This is a genomic window from Chelatococcus sp. HY11, assembly GCF_018398335.1.
Lineage (GTDB): Bacteria > Pseudomonadota > Alphaproteobacteria > Rhizobiales > Beijerinckiaceae > Chelatococcus.
This window is the reverse complement of record NZ_JAHBRX010000002.1, coordinates 1,644,434-1,668,964: the sequence shown is the minus strand read 5'-3', so window position 1 is coordinate 1,668,964 and position 24,531 is coordinate 1,644,434. Positions and strand designations below refer to the sequence as shown.

24 protein-coding genes are annotated in these 24,531 nt (G+C 61.7%); 15 read left to right on the top strand and 9 right to left on the bottom strand.

The genetic code is table 11. The features are described from left to right. Nucleotides 1-7: 7 nt before the first annotated feature. Both KIO74_RS28435 and KIO74_RS28430 read left to right on the top strand, forming a co-directional pair. Nucleotides 8-454 carry a VOC family protein gene (locus KIO74_RS28435; RefSeq protein WP_213338682.1) on the top strand — a complete coding sequence of 149 codons (447 nt, stop codon included), beginning with the start codon at nt 8-10 and terminating at the stop codon, nt 452-454. Between the two features lie 15 nt (nt 455-469). Next, entirely contained in the window at nt 470-1,474 is a 1,005-nt protein-coding gene (locus KIO74_RS28430; protein WP_213338680.1) for a C-terminal binding protein, read from the top strand. 180 nt (nt 1,475-1,654) lie between these two features. Here KIO74_RS28430 and KIO74_RS28425 read toward each other — a convergent pair whose 3' ends face one another. Next, nucleotides 1,655-2,368 (bottom strand): FadR/GntR family transcriptional regulator, encoded by a 714-nt coding sequence (locus KIO74_RS28425; protein ID WP_213338679.1) that lies wholly within the window; start codon nt 2,366-2,368, stop codon nt 1,655-1,657. A gap of 229 nt (nt 2,369-2,597) precedes the next feature. Beyond that, nucleotides 2,598-3,542, bottom strand: a complete 945-nt coding sequence (gene lhpI, locus KIO74_RS28420) for a bifunctional Delta(1)-pyrroline-2-carboxylate/Delta(1)-piperideine-2-carboxylate reductase (protein WP_349629242.1) — start codon at nt 3,540-3,542, stop codon at nt 2,598-2,600. A gap of 317 nt (nt 3,543-3,859) precedes the next feature. Here lhpI and KIO74_RS28415 point away from each other — a divergent pair, with 317 nt between their 5' ends. The 11 genes from KIO74_RS28415 (at nt 3,860) to KIO74_RS28365 (ending at nt 16,198) form a co-directional block, all read left to right on the top strand. Further along, nucleotides 3,860-4,699, top strand: coding sequence for a fumarylacetoacetate hydrolase family protein (locus KIO74_RS28415; protein WP_213338676.1), 840 nt, complete (start codon nt 3,860-3,862; stop codon nt 4,697-4,699). Beyond that, nucleotides 4,696-6,786: a hydantoinase/oxoprolinase family protein gene (locus KIO74_RS28410; RefSeq protein WP_213338675.1), complete on the top strand. Its 2,091-nt coding sequence runs from the start codon at nt 4,696-4,698 to the stop codon at nt 6,784-6,786. The genes KIO74_RS28415 and KIO74_RS28410 overlap by 4 nt, the downstream gene beginning before the upstream one ends. Next, on the top strand, nt 6,786-8,678 hold the full coding sequence (locus KIO74_RS28405) for a hydantoinase B/oxoprolinase family protein (RefSeq protein ID WP_213338673.1): 1,893 nt from the start codon (nt 6,786-6,788) through the stop codon (nt 8,676-8,678). Before KIO74_RS28410 ends, KIO74_RS28405 begins: the two co-directional genes overlap by 1 nt. 116 nt (nt 8,679-8,794) lie before the next feature. Continuing rightward, nucleotides 8,795-9,655 carry an IclR family transcriptional regulator gene (locus KIO74_RS28400; protein WP_213338672.1) on the top strand — a complete coding sequence of 287 codons (861 nt, stop codon included), beginning with the start codon at nt 8,795-8,797 and terminating at the stop codon, nt 9,653-9,655. 14 nt (nt 9,656-9,669) lie between these two features. Continuing rightward, on the top strand, nt 9,670-10,626 hold the full coding sequence (locus KIO74_RS28395) for a dihydrodipicolinate synthase family protein (protein ID WP_213338671.1): 957 nt from the start codon (nt 9,670-9,672) through the stop codon (nt 10,624-10,626). Nucleotides 10,627-10,684: 58 nt separating this feature from the next. Further along, complete coding sequence (locus tag KIO74_RS28390) at nt 10,685-11,872, top strand: ABC transporter substrate-binding protein (RefSeq protein ID WP_213338669.1); 1,188 nt, start codon at nt 10,685-10,687, stop codon at nt 11,870-11,872. 102 nt (nt 11,873-11,974) lie between these two features. After that, nucleotides 11,975-12,856, top strand: coding sequence for a branched-chain amino acid ABC transporter permease (locus KIO74_RS28385; protein ID WP_213338667.1), 882 nt, complete (start codon nt 11,975-11,977; stop codon nt 12,854-12,856). Then, nucleotides 12,853-13,866, top strand: a complete 1,014-nt coding sequence (locus tag KIO74_RS28380) for a branched-chain amino acid ABC transporter permease (protein WP_213338665.1) — start codon at nt 12,853-12,855, stop codon at nt 13,864-13,866. The genes KIO74_RS28385 and KIO74_RS28380 overlap by 4 nt, the downstream gene beginning before the upstream one ends. After that, complete coding sequence (locus tag KIO74_RS28375) at nt 13,863-14,579, top strand: ABC transporter ATP-binding protein (protein ID WP_213338663.1); 717 nt, start codon at nt 13,863-13,865, stop codon at nt 14,577-14,579. Before KIO74_RS28380 ends, KIO74_RS28375 begins: the two co-directional genes overlap by 4 nt. After that, a complete protein-coding gene (locus KIO74_RS28370; RefSeq protein WP_213338662.1) occupies nt 14,572-15,270 on the top strand; it encodes an ABC transporter ATP-binding protein in 699 nt (232 codons plus the stop codon). Before KIO74_RS28375 ends, KIO74_RS28370 begins: the two co-directional genes overlap by 8 nt. A gap of 7 nt (nt 15,271-15,277) precedes the next feature. Beyond that, nucleotides 15,278-16,198, top strand: a complete 921-nt coding sequence (locus tag KIO74_RS28365; RefSeq protein ID WP_213338660.1) for an amidohydrolase family protein — start codon at nt 15,278-15,280, stop codon at nt 16,196-16,198. Here the strand turns inward: KIO74_RS28365 and KIO74_RS28360 are convergent. From KIO74_RS28360 to KIO74_RS28335, 6 genes are read right to left on the bottom strand one after another with little or no spacing between them, the layout of a single operon-like run. After that, complete coding sequence (locus tag KIO74_RS28360) at nt 16,176-17,072, bottom strand: amidohydrolase family protein (protein WP_213338657.1); 897 nt, start codon at nt 17,070-17,072, stop codon at nt 16,176-16,178. The two genes, KIO74_RS28365 and KIO74_RS28360, sit on opposite strands and share 23 nt — an antisense overlap. Next, nucleotides 17,069-17,980, bottom strand: a complete 912-nt coding sequence (locus KIO74_RS28355; protein WP_213338655.1) for an aldo/keto reductase — start codon at nt 17,978-17,980, stop codon at nt 17,069-17,071. Before KIO74_RS28355 ends, KIO74_RS28360 begins: the two co-directional genes overlap by 4 nt. A gap of 6 nt (nt 17,981-17,986) precedes the next feature. Next, nucleotides 17,987-18,874 carry a carbohydrate ABC transporter permease gene (locus KIO74_RS28350; protein WP_213338653.1) on the bottom strand — a complete coding sequence of 296 codons (888 nt, stop codon included), beginning with the start codon at nt 18,872-18,874 and terminating at the stop codon, nt 17,987-17,989. After that, nucleotides 18,871-19,869, bottom strand: a complete 999-nt coding sequence (locus KIO74_RS28345; protein ID WP_213338651.1) for a carbohydrate ABC transporter permease — start codon at nt 19,867-19,869, stop codon at nt 18,871-18,873. The genes KIO74_RS28350 and KIO74_RS28345 overlap by 4 nt, the downstream gene beginning before the upstream one ends. A gap of 2 nt (nt 19,870-19,871) precedes the next feature. Continuing rightward, complete coding sequence (locus KIO74_RS28340; RefSeq protein WP_213338649.1) at nt 19,872-20,210, bottom strand: hypothetical protein; 339 nt, start codon at nt 20,208-20,210, stop codon at nt 19,872-19,874. Between the two features lie 5 nt (nt 20,211-20,215). After that, nucleotides 20,216-21,142, bottom strand: coding sequence for a DUF6772 family protein (locus KIO74_RS28335; RefSeq protein WP_213338647.1), 927 nt, complete (start codon nt 21,140-21,142; stop codon nt 20,216-20,218). 113 nt (nt 21,143-21,255) lie between these two features. Between KIO74_RS28335 and KIO74_RS28330 the strand changes: the two genes are divergently transcribed. Beyond that, nucleotides 21,256-22,029, top strand: coding sequence for a GntR family transcriptional regulator (locus KIO74_RS28330; protein WP_213338645.1), 774 nt, complete (start codon nt 21,256-21,258; stop codon nt 22,027-22,029). A gap of 21 nt (nt 22,030-22,050) precedes the next feature. Next, nucleotides 22,051-23,409: an extracellular solute-binding protein gene (locus KIO74_RS28325; RefSeq protein WP_213338644.1), complete on the top strand. Its 1,359-nt coding sequence runs from the start codon at nt 22,051-22,053 to the stop codon at nt 23,407-23,409. Nucleotides 23,410-23,522: 113 nt separating this feature from the next. Here KIO74_RS28325 and KIO74_RS28320 read toward each other — a convergent pair whose 3' ends face one another. Further along, nucleotides 23,523-24,521 carry an NADPH:quinone reductase gene (locus KIO74_RS28320; RefSeq protein ID WP_213338642.1) on the bottom strand — a complete coding sequence of 333 codons (999 nt, stop codon included), beginning with the start codon at nt 24,519-24,521 and terminating at the stop codon, nt 23,523-23,525. Nucleotides 24,522-24,531 lie beyond the last annotated feature (10 nt).

The following is a 24,531-nucleotide window of genomic DNA, read 5'->3' as shown; positions in this document are numbered from 1 at the left end:
ACAGATGATGCCGCATGTTTTTGACCACACGGGCTTCATAACGCCATCATTGGAAAAATCGGTGGCGTTCTGGACTGACGTGATGGGCTTCGAGCCGCGTCCGATCGTCGAGCGCAGCGGGGAATGGGTGCCGCCGTTCACTGGGATAGACGGCGCGACGCTGCGCATCGCACATCTCTTCAGTCATGACGCGCACCTCGAGTTCATCGAATTCGCGACCGCCCGCGGCGAGCCGACGGCCGCGCAGGCCAACCAGGTCGCGGTTGGCCATGTCTGCTTCAAGGTCGACGACCTCGACGCCACGGTGAACAAGATCCTCGCAGGCGGCGGCGCGCTCGCCGGCAAGATCACGACGATCACCGAAGGCGCTGCAGCCGGAATTCGCGGCCTTTACATGCGTGATCCGCTCGGTGTTCTCATAGAGCTCCTGGAAAAGGCTCCCGCGAAGGGCTGATATAGGGGCAGGTGCATGGCCAACGTACTTTATACTGAATCGATCTATACTGACGAGGCCTTGGAAGCCTCTGTCTTCGGTCAGGACATCACGATTACCCGTCGGGATGTCAAAAGTCTGAAGGACGTCAGCGATGAGGACTGCGCGGCCGCCGACGGCCTGATGCTGTTCCGGCATTTCATGGCGGCCGCGGATTTCGAGCGCTTTCCCCGGCTCAAGGCCATCGTGCGCATGGGCGTCGGCTATGATCGGATTGATCGCGAAGTTGCTGCCAAGCGCGGCGTGATCGTCTGCAACTGCCCTGACTATGCGACGGCGGAAGTCGGCGATCACGCTGTCGCGCTGGCGCTTGCCCTGCGCAAGGGCCTCTTCCTGCACCATGATGCCCAGCGCGCGGACCCACCGGCGGCCTGGGCTCCGATCCAGGATCCGCTGTTTCGCCGCTTGTCAGCGCTCACTTTCGGCGTCGTCGGGCTTGGACGCATCGGCACCACAGCCGCTTTGCGCGCCAAGGCCTTCGGCTGCCGCGTGGTCTTTTACGACCCTTACCTGAGCAACGGTGTCGAGACTGCGCTCGGCATCGAGCGTGCCGCCACCCTCGAAGACCTGTTGCGGCAGACCGACATCCTCTCCCTGCATGCCCCGCTCACCCGTGAGACACGCGGCATGATTGGAGCCTCCGAAATCGCACGGCTGCCCAAGGGCGCAGTGATCGTCAACACGGCGCGCGGCCCGCTGATCGACATCGACGCGGCAGGCGCCGCGCTGAAGAGCGGTCATCTCGCCGGTCTTGGTCTCGATGTGCTACCGGTTGAGCCCCCCGCGGATCCGGTGCCGGAGCTTGTGCGGGCCTATCGTGTGCGCGAACCCTGGGTGACAGGCCGGCTTGTGATCACGCCCCATGCAGCCTTCGTGTCGCCTGAGGCGTATGAGGACGTCAAGCGCAAGTCAGCTGAAACCATGATCGCAGCGCTTTTCTCCAAGCGCCCTATCAATGTGATCACGCCGGATATGGAGTAACGCGCGGCCTTCACTGAAGCGCTCCGTAGTGTTCCGATGGTGCAAGCCTCCATCGGTGATCTTCCTCCCCCTGACGCGGCATCAGCCGCGTCTTTTTTTTTGCGCGAGAAGTCCCTTAAATCAGCTTCTCAATCGAGGAGAATACGACGACTGCCACCAGTTGACGCAGAGACTGTCTTTTCAAGTCCATTTGCCGAAAAACACGCGCTCGCGCGAGCGGGATATATGTTCCCGCATCTTCTCCCGGGCACCTTCCGCATCACCGTCGCGAATACATTCAAAGATCGGCTCATGGCTCGACCGAATCATCGTTGTGTGGTCCCGGCTATGACGAACGGCGAAATTCCGCGCCATCTCGATGATAAATCGAATATGTGACCGCGATGCATCCCAGACCGACAGGAAAAATTGGTTGTGTGTCGCCTGGGCGATCGCAAAATGAAACTTCAGATCTTCTTCGATCGCGCCACTCGCGTCCGCTTGCTGCGCTTTCATACTCTGAAGAAGCGCGCCGATACGCCTGATATCGTCCTCGGTGCGATAAGTCGCGGCAAAATAGGCTGCTTCCCCCTCAAGGGAAATCCTATAATCGTAAAATTTCTGAACATCCGAGATGCTCGTGATCTGTGTTGGCAGGAACCGCGGGGCGGGCTCATGCTCGTCCGCCCCCGCGGCTGGCGCCGTCACGAAGCTTCCCGCGCCTTGCCGCGAGTGGATATAGCCGTCGATGCGCAAGCGGCGCAAAGCATCGCGGACAACGGGCCGCGAAACACCAAACCGTGTGCTGAGCTCGTTCTCCGATGGCAATTTCGCGTCATGCTCGAACTCACCGCTCCGGATCTGGTCCAGAACCTCGGCATACAGCACGTCACTCAGCTTGGGCCTGCGCGCCAAGTCGGTCTCCCCCGTCACTTCACTTGTTCTAATTATTACAACTTTGCGACCTTACCGCAAAGAGCCAAGCGCGGCATTTATTTTTCGCCGCCGCGAATCCTAGGATATACCACGACAAGTGTCCCTTCGCGGTTCCCAGACAGGTTTGAGCGGATCATCCATCGCCGCAGATCGGCCCCCCTTGGATTTTAGAATGACGAAGCCGACAAGCCTTCGTCTCCGGCCCCGTTCAGGACGACGCATGGCCAACAAGCAGCGTCGCGGCGGCGAGATCCTCGATCGCCGCGCCGACGGACTTAAACATCGTAATCTCCTCCTCGGTGACCCGACCCGGCCTCGTGCCGCTCGTCAGCTCGTGAAGATCCGCGCAAACCTCTGCGGCCTGCCAGGTCCCGGCCGCGATCGGCTGCAACAGATCCCCCGCCTCCGCGAGAGCGCCCGCGTAGGTATCCACGAAAACGCGACTGCGACGCACGGCCTCGTCATCGCTTTCGCGCATCTGCGGCGTGAAAGCGCCGACGAGATCAAGATGAGTTCCCGGCCGAAGATACGCACCGGCGACAAGCGGGACAGTGGCCGTCGTGGCGCAACTGATGATGTCCGCATGCGCCATCCCCTCGAAGAGATCGGAGATCGCGGTGGAGGCGAAGCCTTGGCCGGCCAGTCGCTCAGCCAGCGTCTGCGCGTGTTGGGGGTTGCGTCCCCAGATCATGACCCTCTCGATCGGCCGCACAGCACGATGAGCGCTCGGCAGGTGCGACGCCACATGGCCGGTACCAACGAGCAGCAGAGTTCGGCTATCCGGACGCGAAAGATAACGCGAGGCAAGTGCTGAAGCCGCCGCCGTGCGCCGATTCGTCAAAGCCTCTCCATCGATCATGGCACGGGGCTGGCCGGTTTCGCCGTCGAACAGAACATAGAGAGATGACACCGCACCGAGACCACGCGTGGCGTTCTGCGGGAAAACCGTCACCAGCTTCACACCAAGTGCTCTGCCGCGGTGCCAGGCCGGCATGGTCAGAAGGTGACCAGGCGCATGATCCAAGCCAACTTCGTAACTGCGCCGGACAGGCATCGGTTCGCCGCCACGCCGGAAAGCGTCCGCGAGAGCCTCGATAAGCCTGGGATAGTCGAGGCCTGCCTCGACATCCGAGTGGGAGAAATGGCGCAGCACTGCAGATTTCCTCTTGGTCAGGTTCATTCAAGCACGGGGATAATTGGCAGGATCCCGTCATTCTCCTCGCGCGGAACGCTTCATATCAGATCCACCTCAATTTGGCTCATTCGCCTGAGATAGGGGATCGAGTCCGAGAGCCGGCTCGCCCGGAGGCCCTGTCGCGTTCATACGTTGTGGCGCGATGGGTACCCCCGCAACGGCAGCGGTTCTCCAAAAGTCACAAAAGAGCGCTTGACGCAATTACAGTAACGCCGTTACAGTAACGCCGTTACAAAAAATTGTTAAGACGTTGGGAGGGCTCTATGCGCCTTGGCTTGGCCGAGATTGAGGGCGTGCGCACGCTGGTTGCTTTGCGCGATGGTGTCACCGTTCGTCTCGACAGCGAACTACCCATCGACCCACTCAAGATCCTCACTGATGCGTTCCTGAGGGCGAAGGCCAGCGCGGCTATCGCGAACGCGAAGCCGGTTGATTCCACATCCGCGCGACTACTCCCACCTCTGGCACAATTCGGAAAGATTATATGCGTGGGTCTGAACTATGCGGATCACGCGGCTGAGAGCCCTTATGATCGCCCAAAGTTTCCGGTGTTCTTCCTGCGCGTGGATACTGGAATCATCGGCCCTAACGATCCGATCATACGTCCGCTGATTTCTGATCATCTCGACTTTGAAGCCGAAATGGCTGTTGTCCTCGGGAGCGGCGGGCGACGCATCCCTGAAGAACAGGCGCTCGATCATGTCGCTGCCTATACGGTTTTCAACGACGGGTCGATCCGCGACTGGCAGTTCAAAGGACCGCAGTGGACGCTAGGCAAGAACTTCGACAACACAGCTCCAATCGGTCCTTTCCTTGTTTCATCCGATGAAGTGCCATCGAGCGGAAAAGGGCTTAGAATTACCACGCGACTGAACGGCGAAATTGTCCAGGACGCCAATACGCACGATCTTCTTTTCCCAATTCCTGAGCTGATCGCGCGCATATCCGAAGCCATGACGCTTCGCCCCGGCGACGTCATCGTCACCGGAACTCCGGCTGGTGTCGGCTTCGCCCGGAAGCCTCCGCTGTTCATGAAGGCCGGCGACATCTGCGAAGTGGAAGTCGAAGGCATCGGCAAGCTCGTCAATCCCATTGTTGACGAGGCTTCATCGTGAGCGTCGTGGAAAAAAATAGTACAGATACACGAGACCTGCGCATCGCGGCAGATGTCGGCGGTACTTTTACAGATGTTGCCGTTTTCGACGAAGCAACCGGCGCTATTCGCCTCGGCAAGACCCTGACGACACCGGCGAGCCTCATTGCCGGCATGAACCGTGGCGTGGAGAAGGCCGAAGCGCGTTTTGCCGACGCCGGGCTGTTCCTTCACGGCACCACAGTCGCTATCAACGCGCTGCTCGAACGCAAGGGCGCGCGCACCGCGCTCGTCACGACAAAGGGCTTCCGCGATATCTACGAGATCGGCCGCATCAACCGGCCGGAAGCCTATAATCTGTTCTTCCGCAAACACCGGCCGCTCGTCGAGCGCGCGTTGCGCATCGAGGTCGACGAGCGCCTGGATGCTGCCGGGGAGGTGCTGCGGCCGCTCGACGACGCCGAGATCGAACGTGTCGCCGCCGTGCTGCGGGAGGAGAAGGTGGAGGCGGTCGCAATCCTCTTCCTGCATTCCTATCGCAACCCGGCCCACGAGATCCGCGCGCGGGATCTGCTGAGCGAGCTATTGCCGAATGTGTTCGTCACCGCTTCACACGAGCTTTCACAGGAATATCGCGAGTTCGAGCGCTCCTCGACAGTCGCGGCGAATGCTTATGTCGGCCCACGGGTCACGCGTTACCTGGCGGAAGCTGAGGGTGTATTGGGCAGCGTCGATTTCGACGGGAAGTTTCTCATTGTCCAATCGACTGGCGGCCTTTATGACGCCGCGCAAGCCAGCCGGGAATGCATCCGCATGCTGGAGTCAGGCCCGGCAGCGGGCGTCATCGGCACCCGCGAGCTCTGCGCCGAAATCGGCCTCAACAATGTCATAGCCTTCGACATGGGCGGGACGACGGCCAAGGCCGGTGTCATCCTCGACGGCGTCGAGCTGACGGCTAATCAGGTGATGGTCGGGGGCTACGCGGAAGGCCTGCCGATCCAGATCCCGATGATCGATATCGAGGAGGTCGGCACCGGCGGCGGCTCGATCGCCCGTGTGGTCCACGGCCAGATGCGCGTCGGGCCTGAAAGCGCCGGCGCCGTGCCCGGTCCCGTCTGCTACGGCGGAGGTGGCACCGAGCCGACAGTGACGGACGCCAATCTCCTGCTGGGACGTCTGTCGGCGGATCTTTTCCTCGGTGGTGAGATGAAGCTCGACCTCGAAGGCGCCCGTCAGGCGATGGATGAGCGCGTGGCGCGTCCGCTCGGCCTCACGACCGCAGAGGCGGCCGACGGTGTGATCCGCATCGCGGTCACCCAGATGGCGAATGTCGTTAAGCGCGTGACGACGGCACGCGGCCTGGACGCGCGCGACTTTGCCATGGTCGCCTATGGCGGTGCGGGACCCCTGCACGCGGTGTTTGTGGCCCGCGAGTTGCAAATTCCGCGCGTCATCATTCCAAACGCACCGGGACATTTCTCCGCTTACGGAATGTTGGTCAGCGACCTGCGCCGCGATTTCGTGCGCACGCTCTTCGCCAGGCTCTCAGAAGCCCCTTTCGATGTATTTGATGGCATTTTCACCGAAATGGAACGTCAGGGGCGTGCGGAAATCCAAGCGGCCGCGCCGGGGAATCTGGATATTCAGATCAAATATGCCGCCGACATGCGCTATATCGGCCAGGAACATGCCGTGACAGTCGAAGTACCGGTTGACGCCTTCACGCGGCGGGACTCCGCCAAGATCAAGGAGGCCTTCGACGCGGTGCATGCCGTGCGCTACGGTTACTCCTCGCAGGACGAGCAGGCCGAGATCGTCAGCCTGCGGCTATCGGCGATCGGCAACATCGTGAAGCCATCGCTGGTCGCGGTCCCGACCGCGCAGCATGGGATCGATGCCGCGCTCATCGGTGTCCGGGTTGTTGACTTCGGCGCGCTCGGCGGCCGCCATGACACGCCGGTCTACGATCGCGCCCGGCTCGCCGCCCGTCATCGGATCCCCGGCCCTGCCCTGATCCAGGAATACGCCTCGGCGACCGTCCTGCCGCCGGGCGACGTGGCCGAGGTCGACATGCGCGGCAATCTCGACGTCGCCGTGGAGGTGAGCTAATGGGCAAGATCTATAAGGGCCCTGATCCGGTCACCACCGAGATCATCCGCAATGGCTTCATCGCTGCGACCGAAGAGATGAAGACCAACCTGATGCGGACCGCCTATAATATGATTATCTACGAGGCACTCGACTTCACCGTTGGGCTCTTCGACCGCCACGGAAACACCGTATCGATCGGCCTCGGCCTCCCGATGTTCATCCGTGGAATGAGCGAAACGATCAAGGCGAAACTGGCGCATTTCGGTGCGGACGGTATCCAGCCGGGCGACGTTCTCCTCACGAACGACGCCTACACGACAGGCAGCCATCTCAACCACATGACCTTCTCCGTGCCGATCTTCCATGACGGCGGGCTGATCGGCTTTTCGGCCTGCATGGCCCATTGGCAGGATATCGGCGGCACGCTCGACGGCATGACGACCGACATCTATTCCGAAGGGCTGCAACTGCCGATCGTCAAGGCATGGCGAGCAGGCGTTCCCAACGACGAGATCCTGTCGATCATCCGCATGAACGTGCGCCTGCCCGAGCGGGCGATGGGCGATCTGAAGGCCCAGGTGGCGGCAGTCAGAACAGGCGAGAAGCGCTTTCTCGAACTGGTCGCAAAGTATGGCGAGGTTGCGGTCGACGACGCCATAGGCTCGATCTTCGACCATGGCGAAGCCGTGGCGCGCTCCAGCGTCGCGCAGATCCCGGACGGCGTCTATGAAGCCGAAAGCTTCATGGATGACGACGGCATCGAAGCCGGCCGGCGTATCCCGATCCGCGTGAAGGTGACGGTGGCCGGCGACGAGATGACCATCGACCTGACGGATGTCGGCGCCCAGGTGCGGGGGTTCTACAACTCCGGCGAAACGGCGGGACGCTCCGCGGCTCAGGTTGCCTTCAAATGCCTGACCTCCGGGCTTGAGCTCCCGGTCAATGACGGCGCATTTCGCAATCTCAGCATCGTACTGCCGCCGGGGCGGGTCGTCTCGGCGGAGCGCCCTGCCCCCATGCGTTGGTGGATGACCTATCCCATGACGGTGGTCGATACGATCTTCAAGGCGCTCGCTCCGGCGGTCCCCACGCGGGTGATTGCCGGGCATCACGCGGATCTCGTGATCGCCTCCATCAACGGCCGGCAACCGCAGGACAACAAGCTCTATCTCTATCTCGGCGGCTTGATCGGCGGCGGCTGGGGCGCGAAGATGGGCGAGGACGGCATGAGCGCCACCGTCGCCATTAATGATGGCGACACACATAACGGACCCTCGGAACAGGTGGAGGCAAAATATCCACTGATCGTGGAGCGTTACGCCTTGCGTGAGGACTCCGGCGGCGCCGGCAAGTATCGCGGTGGCCTCGGAACCGAGCAGGTCGTTCGCGCGCGCCACGACATCATGTTCAACGCCCAGATCGACCGGGTCGACTGCAGACCCTGGGGCCTTTTCGGCGGTCTATCGGCGCTCGGCAACGAGGTCCGTCTCGAACGCGACGGTACAGCCGAGCGCTTTCCGACCGGCAAGGTCCTTTCACAGAAGCTTTCAGCCGGCGATGTCTATACGGTGTGCTCCGGCGGTGGAGGAGGCTTCGGTTCACCGCTCGAGCGTAACCTCGCGGACCTCGAGAATGACGTTCGACAGGGCTATGTCTCAAGGAAAGCCGCGTCTGAATTCTACGGCGCCGCCTTCGACAAGGAGGGTAGCATCGACCGCGAGGCGACGGCGCTGCGCCGGACCGACCTGCGGCGGCGGGGGCTGCCGAAAGATCGACCTTTTGCCACGGAGGATCATTCCGACTGGGGGGGCTGTCCCTACTGCGATAGGATGCTTTGGCCGCATCCGGAAGCCGAACAGATGGCCCGCGAAGCGGCCGCCAGCGGTTTGAGCCGGTGGCGATGCTGCTAGGGCAAATCCGACCTGGACGCCATCATCCGATGCCAGTCAGATCAATAGATTTGCTCGTCTATTGTGAGAGGAGTAAGTCCGCGGCAGACGGACTTGCTCTGAACGGAGACATGCGGATGAGAAGCGTTGGTACTGGCGAGCGGCGGACAGCAGAGCGATCTGGCGAGGATACTATCCTCGCCGTAGAGCGCGCTCTCGAACTGATCGAGCACTTGTCCAGCGCGACCGATGGCATGAGTCTCGCCGAGATTTCCCGTGAGCTCGTCGTTAACAAGGCCATCGCCGTGCGGCTGCTCGATACGCTCGAACACGCCGGCTATATCTGGCGCGACGATCGCGTGCAGCGCTTCTATCTGACCTACCGGGTCAGCAACATCGGCTTGCGCCATCTTCAAACCAGCAGGCTGCTCGATCAGTGCGCCGCCGTGTTGAAGACGTTGGCCGAAGAAAGTGGTGAACTCGTCCGCCTCGCGGTTGTCGAGCCGGGAGGTGACAAATTGACCTGGGTTCACTTGGTCTCCGGTACCAAGAGAACACTGCAGATCGACCCGAATTATTCGCTGGAGATCAGTCTCCACACCCACGCGATCGCCAAGGCCTGGCTTTCGACCATGCCCATGGAGCGCGCGATGGCGCTGATCGCGGCACAGGGCATCGAGGCGCGCACCATCCACAGCAAGACCGCCCCAGAGGTGATCCGCGAGGATCTCGAACAGGCGGCGCAGCGGGGCTTCGCCGGTTCGTTCGAGGAGAACGAGATCGGCATCAGTGCGATCGCCGCGCCGATCTGGGCCGACACGCTCCAGGGAGGACGTGAGTGCGTCGGCGCCGTCAGCCTTGCTGCCCCCACCAACCGAACGACACGGGCTGATCTGGAAGCCTGGGGCCCGGCGCTTGTCCGCGCCACCGAACAGCTCGGGCGGATCTGGCCGCTGGAAGCTCGTGCCCGGTCCGGGCCCTTTCCGCATCGCACCTGAGGAGGATGGAGAGAATGCCGCGTTTTGCGAACGACCTACCAACCGGCGTTATCCCCGCCGTCCTGCTTCCGTTCCATGACGACCTGTCAATCGACGAAGCGAGCTTCAGGGCACATCTTCGCGACGTCGCGTCGGTCGAGGGCCTGTCGGCCATCACCTTGAACGCTCATTCGACCGAGGTTGCCTCCTGCAACGCGGACGAACAGCGCCGCGTCATGGAGATCGGCGCGGACACCGTGGGAGACCGTCTTCCCATCGTTCATGGCATATGGGCGGACGGCAGCCTCGAGGCCGCGGCCATCGCCCGCCGCGCAACCTCTGGCGGGGCGTCGGCCCTGCTCGTTTTCCCGCCCGCTCCCTTCACGCTCGGCCAGACCGCCGAGATGGCGCTCACCCATTTCCGCCGCATCGCCGATGCAAGCGACTTGCCGCTGATCGTGTTCCAGTATCCGCGCGCGACCGGGCAGGGCTACCCCCTTGAGACGCTGCACAGGCTCGCGGATGAGATCCCGACTTTGCGCGCCATCAAGGACTGGACGCCGATCGTGCAGCAGCATGAGGAAACGGTCCGCGCGCTCCAGGGCCGGAGCCGCCCCGTCAACGTCCTGTCGACCAACAGCGCCTGGCTGCTGTCATCACTTGTGCTTGGTTGCAACGGCTTGCTTTCGGGCTCCGGCAGCGTGATCGCCGACCTCCAGGCGCAGTTGTTTCGAGCCGTACAGACCAACGATCTCGTCGAGGCGCGCCGCCTCAATGATCGCATCCATCCTCTCGCACGCGTGTTTTACGCCGATCCCTTCGTCGATATGCACAATCGCATGAAGGAGGCGCTCGTGTTGCTTGGCAAGCTGCCCCGGGCCGTTGTCCGACCGCCGCTTGTCAAGCTTTCTGCAGCCGAGATTGCCCAAATTCGCAAGGCATTGGTCGAGGCTGAACTGCTGTCGGGGACGCGGGAGGGCCGCGCCGCCTGAGACTGGACTTCAACCGGCGACCGGCCGACAGAGCGCGGCGCCATAAGGGGAGAAACTTATGAGCATATTTCTGAGGTCAGTGGCCTGCGCGCTGCTCGCGGGTGTGGTGCCTGCGTTCGCCCAAGCCCAGGACAAGCCACCCGTGAAGATCGGCTTCGTGACGGAATTGACCGGCCCATGGTCGTTCTTCGGCACGAGCTGCGTAGCCGGGCTGAAACTTGCCGAACAAAAGATCAATCCTCCCGGCAAGCGTCGCATCGAATTCATCGTAACGGATAACCAGACCAATCCGGCACAGGCGGTCGCGGCTTCGCGCTCTCTTGACGTTCAGGACAAGGTGCTCGCCTTGTCAGGTCCGACGAGCTCCGACACAGGATTGGCCCAGTACGGCTATGCCGAGCAGAACAAGGTGCCATTCGTGGTGCCGGTGGCCGCATTTCCGCAGCTCACCAAGCCAGGCACGCGCTATACCTTCCGACTGGAACCGAACGCCGCCGGCTGGGGCTATGCGATCGCTAAATTCGTCGAACAGCGCAAGCCCGGCGCGAAGATCGCACTGATCTACTCAGACTATGCTTTGATGCGCGCAATCACTGCCGGATTGAAGTATCAGGCGCCTTTGTCGAAGCTCAATATCGTGGCTGACATCGTCTTCCCGCAAGGCGCCAACGACGCCACCGTGCAGGCGGCGCAGGTGCTGGCGGCGCAGCCGGACTATGTCTTCGTGTCGGGCGCCGGCGGCTTTGACAATACGATCACCAACCAGCTTCTCGATCTCGGCATCAAGCCGGAGCAGATCATCCATCCCTTCGGCATCACCACCCAGGTCATGAATTGGGGCAAGCGTTCGGTCGGCTCCTTCTACGGAACTTTCTTTGACTCGAACCTCGATAACCTCACTCCCGAAGGCAAAACCTTCGTCGAGCAATTCACGGCCCAGAACGGACGCCCCCCGTCCTATGGCGAGAACTTCTGCTATGTGACAGCCCACGTCATTCGCGAGGCCCTCGACAATAACCCGGAAGCCGCTGACGATCGTGAGAAATTCCGTGATGCGATGTCGGCCTTGAAGACCAAGGAGACAACGTCCGGAATCCCGATCGAGTTCGACAAGAACGGAGCGCGCAAGGAGTATATCTACTTCATGCAGATCCAGGATGTCGCCGAGAAAGGCTACAAGGCCAAGCAAGAATTCTACACGGAATGGGACCCTGAAGTCATCCCCGTCTATACGCTCGTCAAGTGATCGCAACGCCACCGGAAAGATCATCCGGTGGCGTCCATTTGATAATTGATATCACGGCGATGCCGGTTCAGTCGCGCATCACGGAACGATTTGGATGGGGCGATGTCTAATGCCAATCTGATCATTCTTCTGTCGACTCTTTCAACAGGTCTGATCCTCGGCGCGATCTTCGCGCTTGTCGCGGCCGGCGTGACGATCGTCTACGGCAGCATCTGGATGCCGAATGCCGCCAACGGCCAGTTTTTTGTCCTCGCGGCGCTGTTCGGCTGGACGATGACGGTCGGCTGGGGCCTCAGTCCGTGGATCGCCGCCCTCCTCGTCATCGGCGTGTCGGTCCCGCTCTCCTATATTCTGGAAGTACTGCTTATTCGCCGCTTTTACGATGTGCCGAACCGCAATATTTCCTACTTCGTCCTGAGCCTCGGCATCACGCAGATCCTGGCCGGCATCTACGCCATTACCTACGGGCGCTGGAGCGATCAGTTCCAGCTTCCTCCGCTCGTCACCGGCATTACCTTGATCGGCCCGTTCCCCATCGCCAACAACAGGCTCATGGTGCTCGCGATCGCGATAGCGCTCCTGGCCGCGCTGTTCATCCTGCTGCGCTATCACCGCTATGGCCGGGCCCTGCGCGCCGTTTTCCAGAACAGGGATGCCGCCACGTTGCGTGGCGTCAATGTCAAGGCTATCTACAGCCTGTCATTCATCCTCGGCAACGCGGTGATCTTCGCCGGTGGCGTGTTGTTCGCACTCGCCTATTCCTTCGATCTCACCGTCGCCTGGACGATGGCGATCACGGCCTTCGCCATCATGATCATCGGGGGCCCAGGCTCGGTGCTGGGTGCCCTCGTCGTCGGCATGGTCTTCGGCTTCACCCAGGCGATCGTCTCCATCTTCGCAAGCCCCACCATCGCCGCTTTCTCCTATCTCGGCGCGATGCTGCTGATCCTGCTCTTCAAGCCCTCGGGGGTTTTCGCACGATGACGGCCCAGCCCACCAAAGACGCGCCGCGCGGCCTTGCCGCCCATTGGCCGCTTGCTGCCTTCACCGTGGCCTCCGTGCTGGTGCCCATCCTGCTCTCGGGGAACCGATACCTCGCGTTCGTCGCGGGCATGACACTGCTCCATATCCTGTGGGCGACGGGCATGAATCTGCTCTATGGCTATACGGGCCTGATGCCGCTGATGTTTGCGGGGCTGGCCGGTATCAGCGCCTATTTCGTGGTGAACCTGACAGCCATGGGCTGGTCGTTCTGGCTCGCCCTGCCTGTCGGCACGCTCGCGGCCTCTGTCGCCGGCACGATCCTCGGTCTGCCGTCTCTCAGGCTCAAGGGCTTCTACTTCACGCTATGTTCGCTCGTCATTCAGACCGTCATTACGCTCGGTTTCGTCTATTTTGCCAGTATCACCAACGGTGATACCGGGATCTCGCAGATTCCGCCGCCATCGATACCCGGCGGCGGCGAACTCACGGGCCTCGGCTACGAAATCGTGATTGCGGTGATGGCCATTGTCGGCATAGCCGTATTGATGCTGATCGTGCGATCGCCGTTCGGACGGCGCCTCGCGGCGATCCGCGAAGATGACGGGCTGGCCGAAACACTCGGCATCAACGTTACCTACCAGAAGCTCGCGGCCTTCTTCATAGGCTCGCTCTATGCGGGCGTCGGCGGTGCGCTTTACGCTCCCTATATCGGTTTCATTTCCCCCCGCTCCTTCGACGTCCTGATATCCATGAATATCTGGTTGATGGTCGCATTCGGAGGGCGAGGAACCATCTGGGGCCCTGTATTCGGCGCGATGCTTTTGGCACCAATCCCCTTCCTTCTGCAGGATTACTACACGGTAAAGGACATTCTCTACGGCGTCCTCATCATCGCCGTAACGATCCTGATGCCAGGCGGCCTCGCGAGTGGCTTCAAGCGCAAGGCGCCGAAGGCCGAGATCGCGAAGAACGCCCCTTCTCGTCAGCTCGATCAGAGGAGCGCGGCATGAGCGATGTCCTTCTCGACGTCAAAAGCTTGTCGAAGCGCTTCGGCGGTGTCGTTGCGCTGCGAAGCATCGATCTGACCCAGCATCGCGGCGAGACATTGGGGATGATCGGCCCGAATGGTTCCGGCAAGACGACCTTCGTCAATTGCATTACCGGCCATCTGAAGCCGAATGCCGGCAGCGTGGGATTTAACGGCCATGCCATGACCGCCAAGAAGCCGTTTGAATTGGCCCAGGTGGGTCTCACGCGGACCTATCAGGCCGTGCGCATCTTCGGCGAGCTCACCGTGGCGGACAACATCGCGATCGCGATGGTCGACGCCGCCGATCCGGTCTCGCCCGAGCGCTATGCGGAACTCGCCGACTGGCTGAGGATCGCCCACCGCCTCGAAACGCAGGCCGGCAGCCTCTCGCTCGACGAGCAGCGGCGCCTTGAACTGATGATGCGGCTCGTACAGCAACCGAAGCTCATCATGCTCGACGAGCCGGTGGGCGGCCTCTCCTCCAGCGAGGTGAGAGCGATGATCGCCCTTCTCGCCGAACTGAAGTCGCGCTGCACGGTCTTCATCATCGAACACACGATGAAGGTCATCCGCGAATTGGCCGACAAGGTCGTCGTCCTGCTTGCCGGAGAGAAGCTCGCGGAGGGCCCTCCCGCACAAATTCTCGCCGACCAGCGGGTCATCGATCGCTATCTAGGAGGCGCCGATGCTTGACGTCGCCAGCCTGACTATCCGCTATGGGCCCTTTCTCGCGGTCGACGACCTCGCCATGAGCGTCGGCGCGGGCGAGATCGTCGGCATCGTCGGTCCGAACGGCGCGGGTAAATCCTCCGTCGTCAAGGCTATCGGCGGCCTCGTCGCCCCGAAAAGCGGCGCGATTACTTTTGATGGGCAGGACCTGCTCGCCATTCCGCCCTACCAGCGCATCGCGCACGGCCTCTCGATCGTGCCGGAAGGGCGAGGGCTATTCCCTCGCATGTCGGTGGAGGAGAACCTCATTATCGGCGCCGATGCCATCGGCGACCGCGCAAGGCGAGAGCGCAACCTCGATCGCTGCTATCAGCTTTTCCCCATTCTCAAGGAGCGGCGCTGGCAGGCTGTGGGGACCCTCTCCGGCGGCCAGCAGCAGATGGTGGCCGTCTCCGTGGGGCTGATGGCCGACCCCAAGCTCCTCGTCCTCGACGAGCCTTCTCTTGGCCTGGCGCCGATCGTCATCGGTGAGATCGGTCGCGCATTGAGACGGCTAAGAGAAGACGGCCTGACGGTTGCATTGTTCGAGCAGAACGCCAAGTTGACGTGTTCGGTGGCCGATCGCATCTACATTCTCGCCACCGGCGCGGTCCGCTATCACGACAATGCCGAGACCCTGCTGCAAAATCCTCAAATCCTCGATCATCTGATGTGAGCCTCCCATGGCAGCGCAACCCGACACTGTCCCCATCATCGACGCGCACCATCATATCTGGCGGCGAGAGGATCTCACTTGGCTGCAAGGGCCCAGTCAGCCGCGCATCTTCGGTGACTATGAATCCATCAAGCGCGATTATCCGATCGAGGAATATCTGACCGACATAGCCGGGACAGGCGTGATCGCCTCCGTTTATGTCCAGACCAACTGGCCAGCAGGTGGCGCGCTGCGAGAGGTTGAGTGGGTCGAGGAAGAAGCAGGACGTACCGGCTGGCCCCATGCCATAGTCGGCTACGCGAACTTCCTGGACGATGATGTCGCGACGCTTCTCAAGGCGCAGTCGCGGTTTCCCCGCATGCGCGGCATCCGCCAGCAGATCCACTGGCATGAGGAGGCTCTCTATCGCTTCGCCGACCGGCCAGATATCGCCGATGATCCGCGTTTCCGCCGCAATCTCGCGCAGCTCGCAGATCACGGCTGGCTCTTCGAGTTGCAGCTCTTCGAATCCCAGATGGCATCCGGTGCAAGGCTCGCCGAAACGACCCCCGACGTCACCTTCGTGCTTGAACACGCCGGCATGCTGGAGGATCTCTCAAACGCCGGCAAAAGCCGCTGGCGCGACGGCATGCGGCGGCTTGCGGACTGTCCCAATGTCGCGACAAAGCTTTCAGGGCTCGGCACGTTCATCCATAGAAATGACAGCGCGCTGATCGCCGAAATCGTGGCGGAAACCGTCTCGATCTTCGGCGCCGAGCGCTGCCTGTGGGGATCGAACTTCCCGATCGAGAAGCTTTGGACAGACTATCCGAGCCTCGTCCAGTCGATCCGCTCAGCGATGGCCGCCTATGGCGAGCAGGATCAACGCGCTATTCTCTGCGACACCGCCGCGCGACTTTACGGCCTCACGGTGAAGGCGGACAGCTGAGACGGCATGGGGCGATCCCGATCGGCGCGACTACAGCGCCTTCGCCGCTGCCGAGGAACAGCGCGCGTCCATTGTCGTCGAAGACCGCCGCGCGGCCATGGGCGTCGAGCCCGACGCGCCGCAAGAAACGATCGAGACGCGCGAAGCTGTCGCCATAGCCGCCGTGCAGCGAGGAGACTGGCCAGTTCGAGCCCGCCATAAGCCGTTCTGGCCCGAAGACCTCCAGGAGATGGCGCAGGAACGGCAGGATGGCGTCATCCGTCAAGTCCGTCTCCCCGGCGTGGTGAAAATCGCAGATCTTGCAGACCGCCGATGTCTCCCGGGCAACCCGCTCCATCCAGTCCGCCCAGGGATGGAGGGCGCCCGTTGCCACCGGGGGATTGGCGGCATGGTCGATGATGGCGCGCAAGCCAGGGCGGCGCTGGAGCGACGCAAGGACCTCCGGCAACTGCTCCGGCAGGGCAAGGATCTCGGCGATGAGCCTTCGGCGGGCCAGCTGATCGAGCAGGGCCTGTGTGCGGGCCGCTTCCAGCCAGCCAGCTGGCATGACGGGTAAGGGCAGCCGCAGGCCAACGAAAAGGGGGGTCTGCATCCAGCGGTCGAGGCGCGCTTCGACATCATCGCTAGCCGGATCGAGAAAACCCACGATGCCGACGACAGGAAAGGCGCCGCAACTTGCCTCGGCGAACAGCCGGTCCGTCTCGCCGGCATCCTGAGCCGACGAAACAAGCACGACGCCTGAGACCCCGGCGTCCCGACAAAAGGGGGCGGCTTCCGCCAAATCAAACTTCTGGTCAAGCCGCTTGAAGCGCTCGCGAATCCTGACGAGAAAGCCATCGCCGGGCATCCAGCAGTGAAGGTGGCTGTCAATCATCGAGGCGGGACCGCGTGGGTTTCGTAGGCTGCGTCAAGGGCAAGCCAGCAATCCTCCGGAATGGCGAGCTTCAGCATCGCAAGACTGTCCTTGAGTTCTTCCACCGTTGCCGGCCCCAGCAATGTTGTTGCGCGCGCAAGTCTGCCCGCGAGCTGCAGAGCCGCGGCCCGCAGCGGGACGTGATGCGCGGAACAGATACCGGCCAGGCGATCACGCATGGCCAGCATCTCCGCGGGCGCCGGCGCGTAGTCGAATGTCTCCCGCCCCGGACGATCCGCGAGCAAACCCGAGTTCAAGAGACCGCCGAGAATGACAGGGAGGTCCGCACGCGCGCATGCCGGGAGCAAGCGCGTATCGGCGGACCGGTCAAGGAGCGTATGGCGTCCCGCCACCAACACGACATCGAGTTTCGCGCGCGCGATAGCCCGCAGCGCCGTATCAACACGGTTGGTTCCAATCCCGACAGCCGCGATCACGCCCCTATGCTGCAACTCCCTCAAGGCAGGAAGCGCTTCGTCCATCGCCTCATCAAGCAGGCCCTCATCCGGATCGTGCAGCAAGACAAGATCGATGGTCTCCCGCTGAAGCCGCGTCAGGCTCTCGTCAACCGAGCTGACGACAAAACTGGCGGAAAAGTCCGTCCGCCGTTCAGCCGGTGATGGTCGCGTCCCGAAGGGCGCGGTGAGCCGGTGCCCGACCTTCGTCGACAGGACCGCGCCCGGTCGATGGTCCGCTAAAGCACGACCGAGAAGGACCTCGGACCGGCCGCTTCCATAAAGCGGCGACGTGTCGAAATAGCGGATGCCGGCATTCCAGGCATGGTCTATCAGGGCCATCACCGCGCTGTCCGACGTCGCGTCAGTGAGAACGCCGAAGGCGGCGCAGCCGAGACCGAGCTTCGGCAGCATCGCCGATCAGCCTTTCACGGCACCGGCAGCCAGGCCGCCGACGATGTAGCGCTGGAAGATGAGCGCGAGCAGAAATGGCGGCAAGGCCGTGAGAACACCGGCGGTCATGACATAGTCGAACTGGATGGAGGCGGTGTCGACGAAGCTCGCGGTCACGACGGGAAGCGTCTTGCTGGCTGTCGTCTTCGTGAAGACCACAGCGAACAGAAACTCGCTCCACGACGCCATGAACGCCAGTATGGCGACACAGGTCAAACCGGGGCGCGCCAGCGGCAAGATCACATAGCGCATGGTTTGCCAGCGTGTCGCCCCGTCGATGGTCGCCGAATCCTCCAGCTCGACGGGCATCGTCTTGAAATAGGCCTGCAACAGCCAGATCGAGAATGGGACGGTCAGGATGCAATAGGCAGCGATGAGCGAAAGCGGCGTATCGATCAGGCCGAGATTGCGCATGAGGAGGAACATCGGCACCACGAGCATGATCGGCGGCAACATGCGGCTACCGAGATAGACCATCAGAAGCGGCAACGATCGCCTGACGTTGAGGCGTGAGAAGGCGTAAGCCGCGGGCGACGCGACCAGCAGGTTGGCGAGCGCCACGCATAGCCCGACCGTCAGGCTGTTGATCATGGCGGGAAAAATGTCGAAGACAGCAGGCGCCCTGTTCTGCGCGAATGCGATGAACTCCGGGTCGCCGATACCGAATATGGTGGCGTAGTTGCGCAGCGTTGGCGCTTGCGGAATGAAATGCGGCGGCACCGCCAGCATCTCGGCTTCCGTCATCAGGCTGGTTGCGACCATCCAGTAGACGGGAGTGAACATGAAGAGGAAGAAAAGCGCAGCCGCCACCATGAGGACGCAGGTGCGGAGAATGCGCGCGCGTTCGGACATCATCGGGCGAGTTCTCCCCGCTTCCACAAAAGCCTGATGTAAATGATGGACAAGGCCAGCGTTGTCAGTGCGATCAGATAAGCATAGGCATTGCCGCGTCCAAAATCCGCGAAGTTGAATGTCGTGACATAGGTGAGCCATGCCAGCACAGTTGTGCTGTCGCCTGGTCCGCCGCCGGTCAGGACATAGATGATGTCGAAGGTGCGCAAGGCGACCATGGTCTGTGTAATCAACACGAGTAGAAGCGAATGGCTAAGCCACGGCAAGGTAATCGCCTTGAAACGCTGCAGCACATTGGCGCCGTCCATGCGCGCCGCTTCATAGAGCTCTTCGGGAATGGTCTGAAGCGCCGCCAGAACCACCAGGGAAACGAAGGGAATATGGTTCCACGCCTGCGCAACGATCAGTGCCGGCATCGCGGTATTCACATCGGTCAGCCACGATCGATACTCATCGAGCACGCCGGCCCCGACAAGCACAGCATTGATGAGCCCATAACGCCCGTCGAGCAGCCACTGCCAGATGAGCCCGTTGACCACGGGAGGAACCGCCCAGGGAACGAGAATGATGGCACGCAGAAGCGCTCGTCCGGGGAAGACTTCGTTGAGGAGAAGCGCCAGGAGCGTCCCGAGCACGATCGTCAGCGTAATCGAACCGAGGGAGAAGAGTGCGGTCGTCTGGGCAGCCCTCCAGAACTGCTCGCTTCCCAGTATCGATATGTAGTTATCAAGCCCAATGAACTGAAAGCGCGCCGGCTGGCGCAGGTTATACTGATGCAGGGACAGCAGGAACGAGTAGATGATCGGATAGAGAACGAAGACCAGCAGAAGCAGGATCGCGGGTGTGTTCAGCACAAAGAACAGGAATGGTTGCGGCTCCCGCGGCGCAACCCACCGCCCCCGACCGAGACCATCCCGCGAGAGGCGCCAGGCAGCCTTCTGCGGGCCGGCTGGCGAACCGGCAAATGCCGCCGACGGAAAATCGCCCTTCACCGCCATGCTCAGCCTCTCAACGTCAAATAGATGATCGCCTTCACCCGCGCGCCCTCCGGCCCCTCCACCCGGCCGTTCAGCCTGAGCCAGGGGCCGACATTGTTCAAGGGAAGCGACAGCAAACCCGGCCCGTCCAGCGTCACAGGCAGGGCCTCATGCGGACACCAGGTCAACCCTTCGGGAGATATGTGGCTGGCGACGCGCAACGTGGCGCCCCTGTCCGCCTCGAGGACATGGATGAACCAGCGCGCCTCCGCGGCCCAAGCCGTCTCGTAAGGTTCGGTCCAGAAATCCCCGCTCAGCGAGACATTGCGTTCGATAACAGCCGTGAAAGCGCGAGAAAGCATGGATATCACCAATCGACAGATACGAGAACCGAATCGAGAAACAGGAAATTCCGCACCGAGCGGTGTGTCTTCACGTCGATGGTGAAGTTGAGAAGCCGCTCCAGCCCCCAATAGCCGTGCTCAAAGCGCGGAACAGGTATGGCCCTGAGGTCCATGATCTTGTCATTGACCTGGAGTTCCACGTTTCTTCCGGCATCCGTGTCAAACAGATAACGCAGATAGTGCCAGTTCAGCTTTGTTGGCACTTCGTTGTAGCATAGCGCTTGCTGACCATCTGGCACGTCGGCCCAGTCGTCAGGATGCGCCACGTGATAGTCTTGAACCGGTGCGCTTCCGCTCCTCTCCATCAAGGTCGTGGTCTGCACCGAGGTCTTGTAGCGCCATTTGCGCACAAGCTCTCCGGCGGAGTTTGTATTTTGATAGCGCAGCGAGCAGTGATAGCGCCGACCGTATTCGCGATCACAGACATCATTTCCGATCGTGAAATCGCCGAAGTCATAAACGCTCGGATCAAGATTACCATCAAACCCGTTCTGGTGATCCGGCCTCGCGCCAATCCACTGCTCGGCCTTGAAGCAAAAATACGTTTCGAACTGGACAAGACCGGGCTTCACCGAGGTCGCCCGCTTGATCGCAAGTGCCATGTGATTGGGCTTCGGCCGGGTCGCAAGCTTGAGGGCATAGGTCCCGCTCAGCGGACCATGCGTTCCGATGTCGAAGAACGAGCAGGTGCTGAGCTGGGGTGGCCGCATGTCTGCAAGAACGGATCGAACGTGGTCGAGATTGCCGTCGTGGTTGCCGATGAGCTCGCACCAGCCATTCACGCCGAAATCGAAATCATCATGGAAGAGAATACGCGGAAGCGGATTGAAGCGACTTAGGGCTGGATTGGCGGCAACGAGTGCCGAGCGGAAGGCGGCAGCATCAGGCATGCGAATTGTCCATTGGGATTGGGCACAACGAGGGCAAGCTAGCTTTCAACATACTTGTATGCAAGTACCCAAATAATCTTGTATGGCATTTTCTCGCATGCTAAAGGTGAGACATGATCGTCGCCACACCTGTCACAGCACTCGCTTCGGCTTCCGTCTCGGAAGAGGTTTACCGCGCCATTCGCGGCGCCATCCTCGACCTCACCCTGGAGCCGGGAAGCACAATTTCCGAGAATGCGCTGGCCCGTGAGCTCGGCGCCAGCCGCACGCCGGTTCGTGAGGCGATCCAAAGGCTTGAACGCGAGAGATTGCTGTTCGTGTTTCCACAACGCGGCACCGTGGTGGCGCCGCTCGATCTCGACGAATTCCGCGCGGCCTACTTTGTCCGCTCTTCGCTTGAATGCGCCGCGGCGGCTGAGGCGGCACGGCGGGCGAGCCCTGCTGATGTGGCACGCCTTCATCAGCATGTGGAGACGCATATGGCGGCACTTGCTGTTGAAGACGAGCGCACGTTCTTCGCCTTGAACGATGCCTTTCACATCGAGATCATGACGATAGCTGGCGTCCCCAGCGTCTGGAGCGTTGTTCAGAACGCGAAGGTGCACCTTGATCGTGTGCGCATCGCGCATCTGACGCGGGCGAGCAATTATCCCCTCGCGCCGATCGTCGAGGAACATCGCCAGCTCGTTGCGGCCATTGCAGCTGGCGCACCGGATGAGGCGGCGGCCATCATGCACGCCCATATCGCCAAGGTGCTGCACCGGGTGGACCTGCTGCGAGACCTGCGACCGGAGTTGTTTGAAATGCCGCGCGATCTCACCGCGCAGGTCAGAGCCATCTCAGGGCCAGCGTCCGCCGGTCGGCGTTCGCGCGCCAGCGACAGATAACAACGATATCGGGAGGAAACCATGTATCACGACCCACGGAGGTCTTTGTCACGCCGCCGCCTGATCCAGATTGCAGCCGCCGCCGGCGGCGCTTTCGCTCTCGGGCATCGGGCCAGCGCGCAGGATCGCAATGCGCCTGCTTCTCTCAAACGCGGGGGAACAACCCTGCAAATGCGCGCCTGGGAGCGTTATCCCGCAGCCGATATTCCAGGCATCAATCGCTATCTCGATGCAACGCCGGGACTTTCGGTCGAATGGGTGAGCACGCCCTATTCGCGTTATCGCGACCGCATGATCGCGGAGTTCATATCGGCGGCCCCCCTCGACATCGTCCAGCTCCCCGAAAGCGAAATCGCGGCCTGGGCCGATAGCGGATGGCTCAAGCCTCTCGATGGCACTCCGGGTCTCGACAGACTGCTTGCCGCCGCCACGCCCGCGGCGCGGGAAGGTGTCAAAGGCGTCGACGGCAAGGTCTATGGCCTGCCTTACCTCAGCGACGCCTTCGGCTTCGCTTATGATGAGGAGGCCTTGCACAAGGCCGGCTTCGACAAACCCGCACGCAATCTCGACGAGCTCAAAACCCAGATGCTTGCGGTCAAGAAAGCGGGCATCGACGAGTTTCCGCTCAGTCTCGCCATGAAGCGCCAGCCCGGTAACTTCTGGAGCCTCTGGGCAACTGTGTTCGCCTCGGGCGGAGACTTGTTCGATGCGGACAACCAACCCGTCTTCGATAAAGCCGACAACCCGTTGAAGGCCGTCCTAGAATGGTATGCGGCCGCCCTCAACGAATGGAAGATCGTTGGCCAGGAAGACATGCAACGCGACTGGGGCGCGGCTCGCACCGGTATCCGCACAGGGATCGTCAAGTTCGGATATATGGCACAGTACGCCTTGGCCGAATTCAACGTCTGGCCGGATTCGAAGGTTGCCGGAAAGATCAAGATGGCTCTGGTCCCAGGCCTGGGGCCAGAATGCATCGCGACCGTAAGCTATGCGCATAGCGTTGGCATCGCGGCGACGACGAAATCTCCAGATCAAGCGTGGAAATTGCTCGAATACTACGCTGGAACCGACAAGAATGGGCAGTTCACGCTGCCGCGTGAAAGGCTGCTCGGTGAGGGAGGTCGCTCTCCTTATCCGGCCCTCTATCAGGACCCGGCGGTGAAAGAGCTCGTCGCGAAGATGACGGGCGGAAACGATAGCGACTTCCAGAAACTCTCAAGCATGTCCCGCCTGCGCCAGGCGACGAAAACCGCGTGGTATGCCGAGTGGGAGCTCTTCATGATGGCCCAGTTCCAGGAGGCCATGATGGGTCGCACGGGCATCCCCGATGCGATCAAGAAGACAGCGGACGAAGCCCGCCGGCTGGCCAAGGCCTGACGGTTTCCGGACGATCGTTGCCAGGAGGCCGCTTGATCGAGACCTCTTGCACAGAGCCCGCGGACAACGCCGGCAACCGTGCCAGACGAAAGGGGAGCCCATGCTCCCCTTTTTCAGCGCGCGCAATGCAGAACAACCTTGCCCGGTGTTCTCGCTTCCACGGCTTCATGGGCCGCGACGATGGCATCGAGAGGCATGTCCATGGCAATCGTCGGACGCAGACCACCTGTTTCAAGCATCATGGCCACATGGTCGATAGCGGCGCGAATACTTTCGACCGGCAAAATGTAATTCGATAAAAGACGGATCAGCGCGGCCTTCCGTTGCAACGCGTAATAAGGGATGACGGGGTTGGGGCAGCTTGTCGACGAATAGCTGACGATTGTCCCGCCGGTCGCAACAATGCGCGCGTTGAAATCAACATTGGCGCCGAAATCCACCTCGATCACCCTGTCAACGCCGTCCGGGCGAGAGGCCAGCACGAGATCACCGGCGTTATCTTGGGATACATCGACCACCAGTTCGGCCCCGGCCGCCCGCGCGATCGCGGCGCGTGCCTCCGTGCGCGCGGTGGCTATCACATAGGCGCCGGCCGCTTTCGCCATCTGGACAGCGAGTTCACCCACGGCTCCCCCACCGCCCTGGACGAGCACCGTCTTGCCCGCGACGGGCCCGTCCGCAAAAACTGCATAGTGGGCCGTTATGGCGGGAACGCCGAGGCAGGCGCCGATGCGATAGTCCACCCTATCCGGAAGCGGCGCGAGATTGGCAACCGGCACCGCGAGCCATTCGGCTGCCGTTCCATATTCAATACCCTGGCGCAGGAACGTCCGGCCCGGCACGCTCCACACCCAGGCACGGCGACCGACCCAGGTTTGGCCGAGCGCATCGGCGGCTGCGACAATATCGCCAGCGCCATCGCAATGTGCGACAATCCTGTGGCCCGGCCACGCCGCGCCGCCCCAGCCGGCCCGTCGCTTGACATCGGATGGATTGATCCCTGACGCGACAACACGCATCAGCACCTCGCCGGGCCGCAACTCCGGCTGATCGATGTCGTCGATCATCAGAACATCGGGTGGCCCGAAGCTATCAAAGAACGCTGCGCGCATCGTTTCCTCA

Bases quoted from the DNA above. Each gene is read 5' to 3' on its own strand.
- KIO74_RS28435 (WP_213338682.1), top strand. From the start codon at position 8: ATGCCGCATGTTTTTGACCACACGGGCTTCATAACGCCATCATTGGAA.
- KIO74_RS28430 (WP_213338680.1), top strand. From the start codon at position 470: ATGGCCAACGTACTTTATACTGAATCGATCTATACTGACGAGGCCTTG.
- KIO74_RS28405 (WP_213338673.1), top strand. From the start codon at position 6,786: ATGGGCAAGATCTATAAGGGCCCTGATCCGGTCACCACCGAGATCATC.
- KIO74_RS28400 (WP_213338672.1), top strand. From the start codon at position 8,795: ATGAGAAGCGTTGGTACTGGCGAGCGGCGGACAGCAGAGCGATCTGGC.
- KIO74_RS28395 (WP_213338671.1), top strand. From the start codon at position 9,670: ATGCCGCGTTTTGCGAACGACCTACCAACCGGCGTTATCCCCGCCGTC.
- KIO74_RS28390 (WP_213338669.1), top strand. From the start codon at position 10,685: ATGAGCATATTTCTGAGGTCAGTGGCCTGCGCGCTGCTCGCGGGTGTG.
- KIO74_RS28385 (WP_213338667.1), top strand. From the start codon at position 11,975: ATGTCTAATGCCAATCTGATCATTCTTCTGTCGACTCTTTCAACAGGT.
- KIO74_RS28380 (WP_213338665.1), top strand. From the start codon at position 12,853: ATGACGGCCCAGCCCACCAAAGACGCGCCGCGCGGCCTTGCCGCCCAT.
- KIO74_RS28375 (WP_213338663.1), top strand. From the start codon at position 13,863: ATGAGCGATGTCCTTCTCGACGTCAAAAGCTTGTCGAAGCGCTTCGGC.
- KIO74_RS28370 (WP_213338662.1), top strand. From the start codon at position 14,572: ATGCTTGACGTCGCCAGCCTGACTATCCGCTATGGGCCCTTTCTCGCG.
- KIO74_RS28365 (WP_213338660.1), top strand. From the start codon at position 15,278: ATGGCAGCGCAACCCGACACTGTCCCCATCATCGACGCGCACCATCAT.
- KIO74_RS28360 (WP_213338657.1), bottom strand. From the start codon at position 17,072: ATGATTGACAGCCACCTTCACTGCTGGATGCCCGGCGATGGCTTTCTC.
- KIO74_RS28355 (WP_213338655.1), bottom strand. From the start codon at position 17,980: ATGCTGCCGAAGCTCGGTCTCGGCTGCGCCGCCTTCGGCGTTCTCACT.
- KIO74_RS28350 (WP_213338653.1), bottom strand. From the start codon at position 18,874: ATGATGTCCGAACGCGCGCGCATTCTCCGCACCTGCGTCCTCATGGTG.
- KIO74_RS28345 (WP_213338651.1), bottom strand. From the start codon at position 19,869: ATGGCGGTGAAGGGCGATTTTCCGTCGGCGGCATTTGCCGGTTCGCCA.
- KIO74_RS28340 (WP_213338649.1), bottom strand. From the start codon at position 20,210: ATGCTTTCTCGCGCTTTCACGGCTGTTATCGAACGCAATGTCTCGCTG.
- KIO74_RS28335 (WP_213338647.1), bottom strand. From the start codon at position 21,142: ATGCCTGATGCTGCCGCCTTCCGCTCGGCACTCGTTGCCGCCAATCCA.
- KIO74_RS28330 (WP_213338645.1), top strand. From the start codon at position 21,256: ATGATCGTCGCCACACCTGTCACAGCACTCGCTTCGGCTTCCGTCTCG.
- KIO74_RS28325 (WP_213338644.1), top strand. From the start codon at position 22,051: ATGTATCACGACCCACGGAGGTCTTTGTCACGCCGCCGCCTGATCCAG.
- KIO74_RS28320 (WP_213338642.1), bottom strand. From the start codon at position 24,521: ATGCGCGCAGCGTTCTTTGATAGCTTCGGGCCACCCGATGTTCTGATG.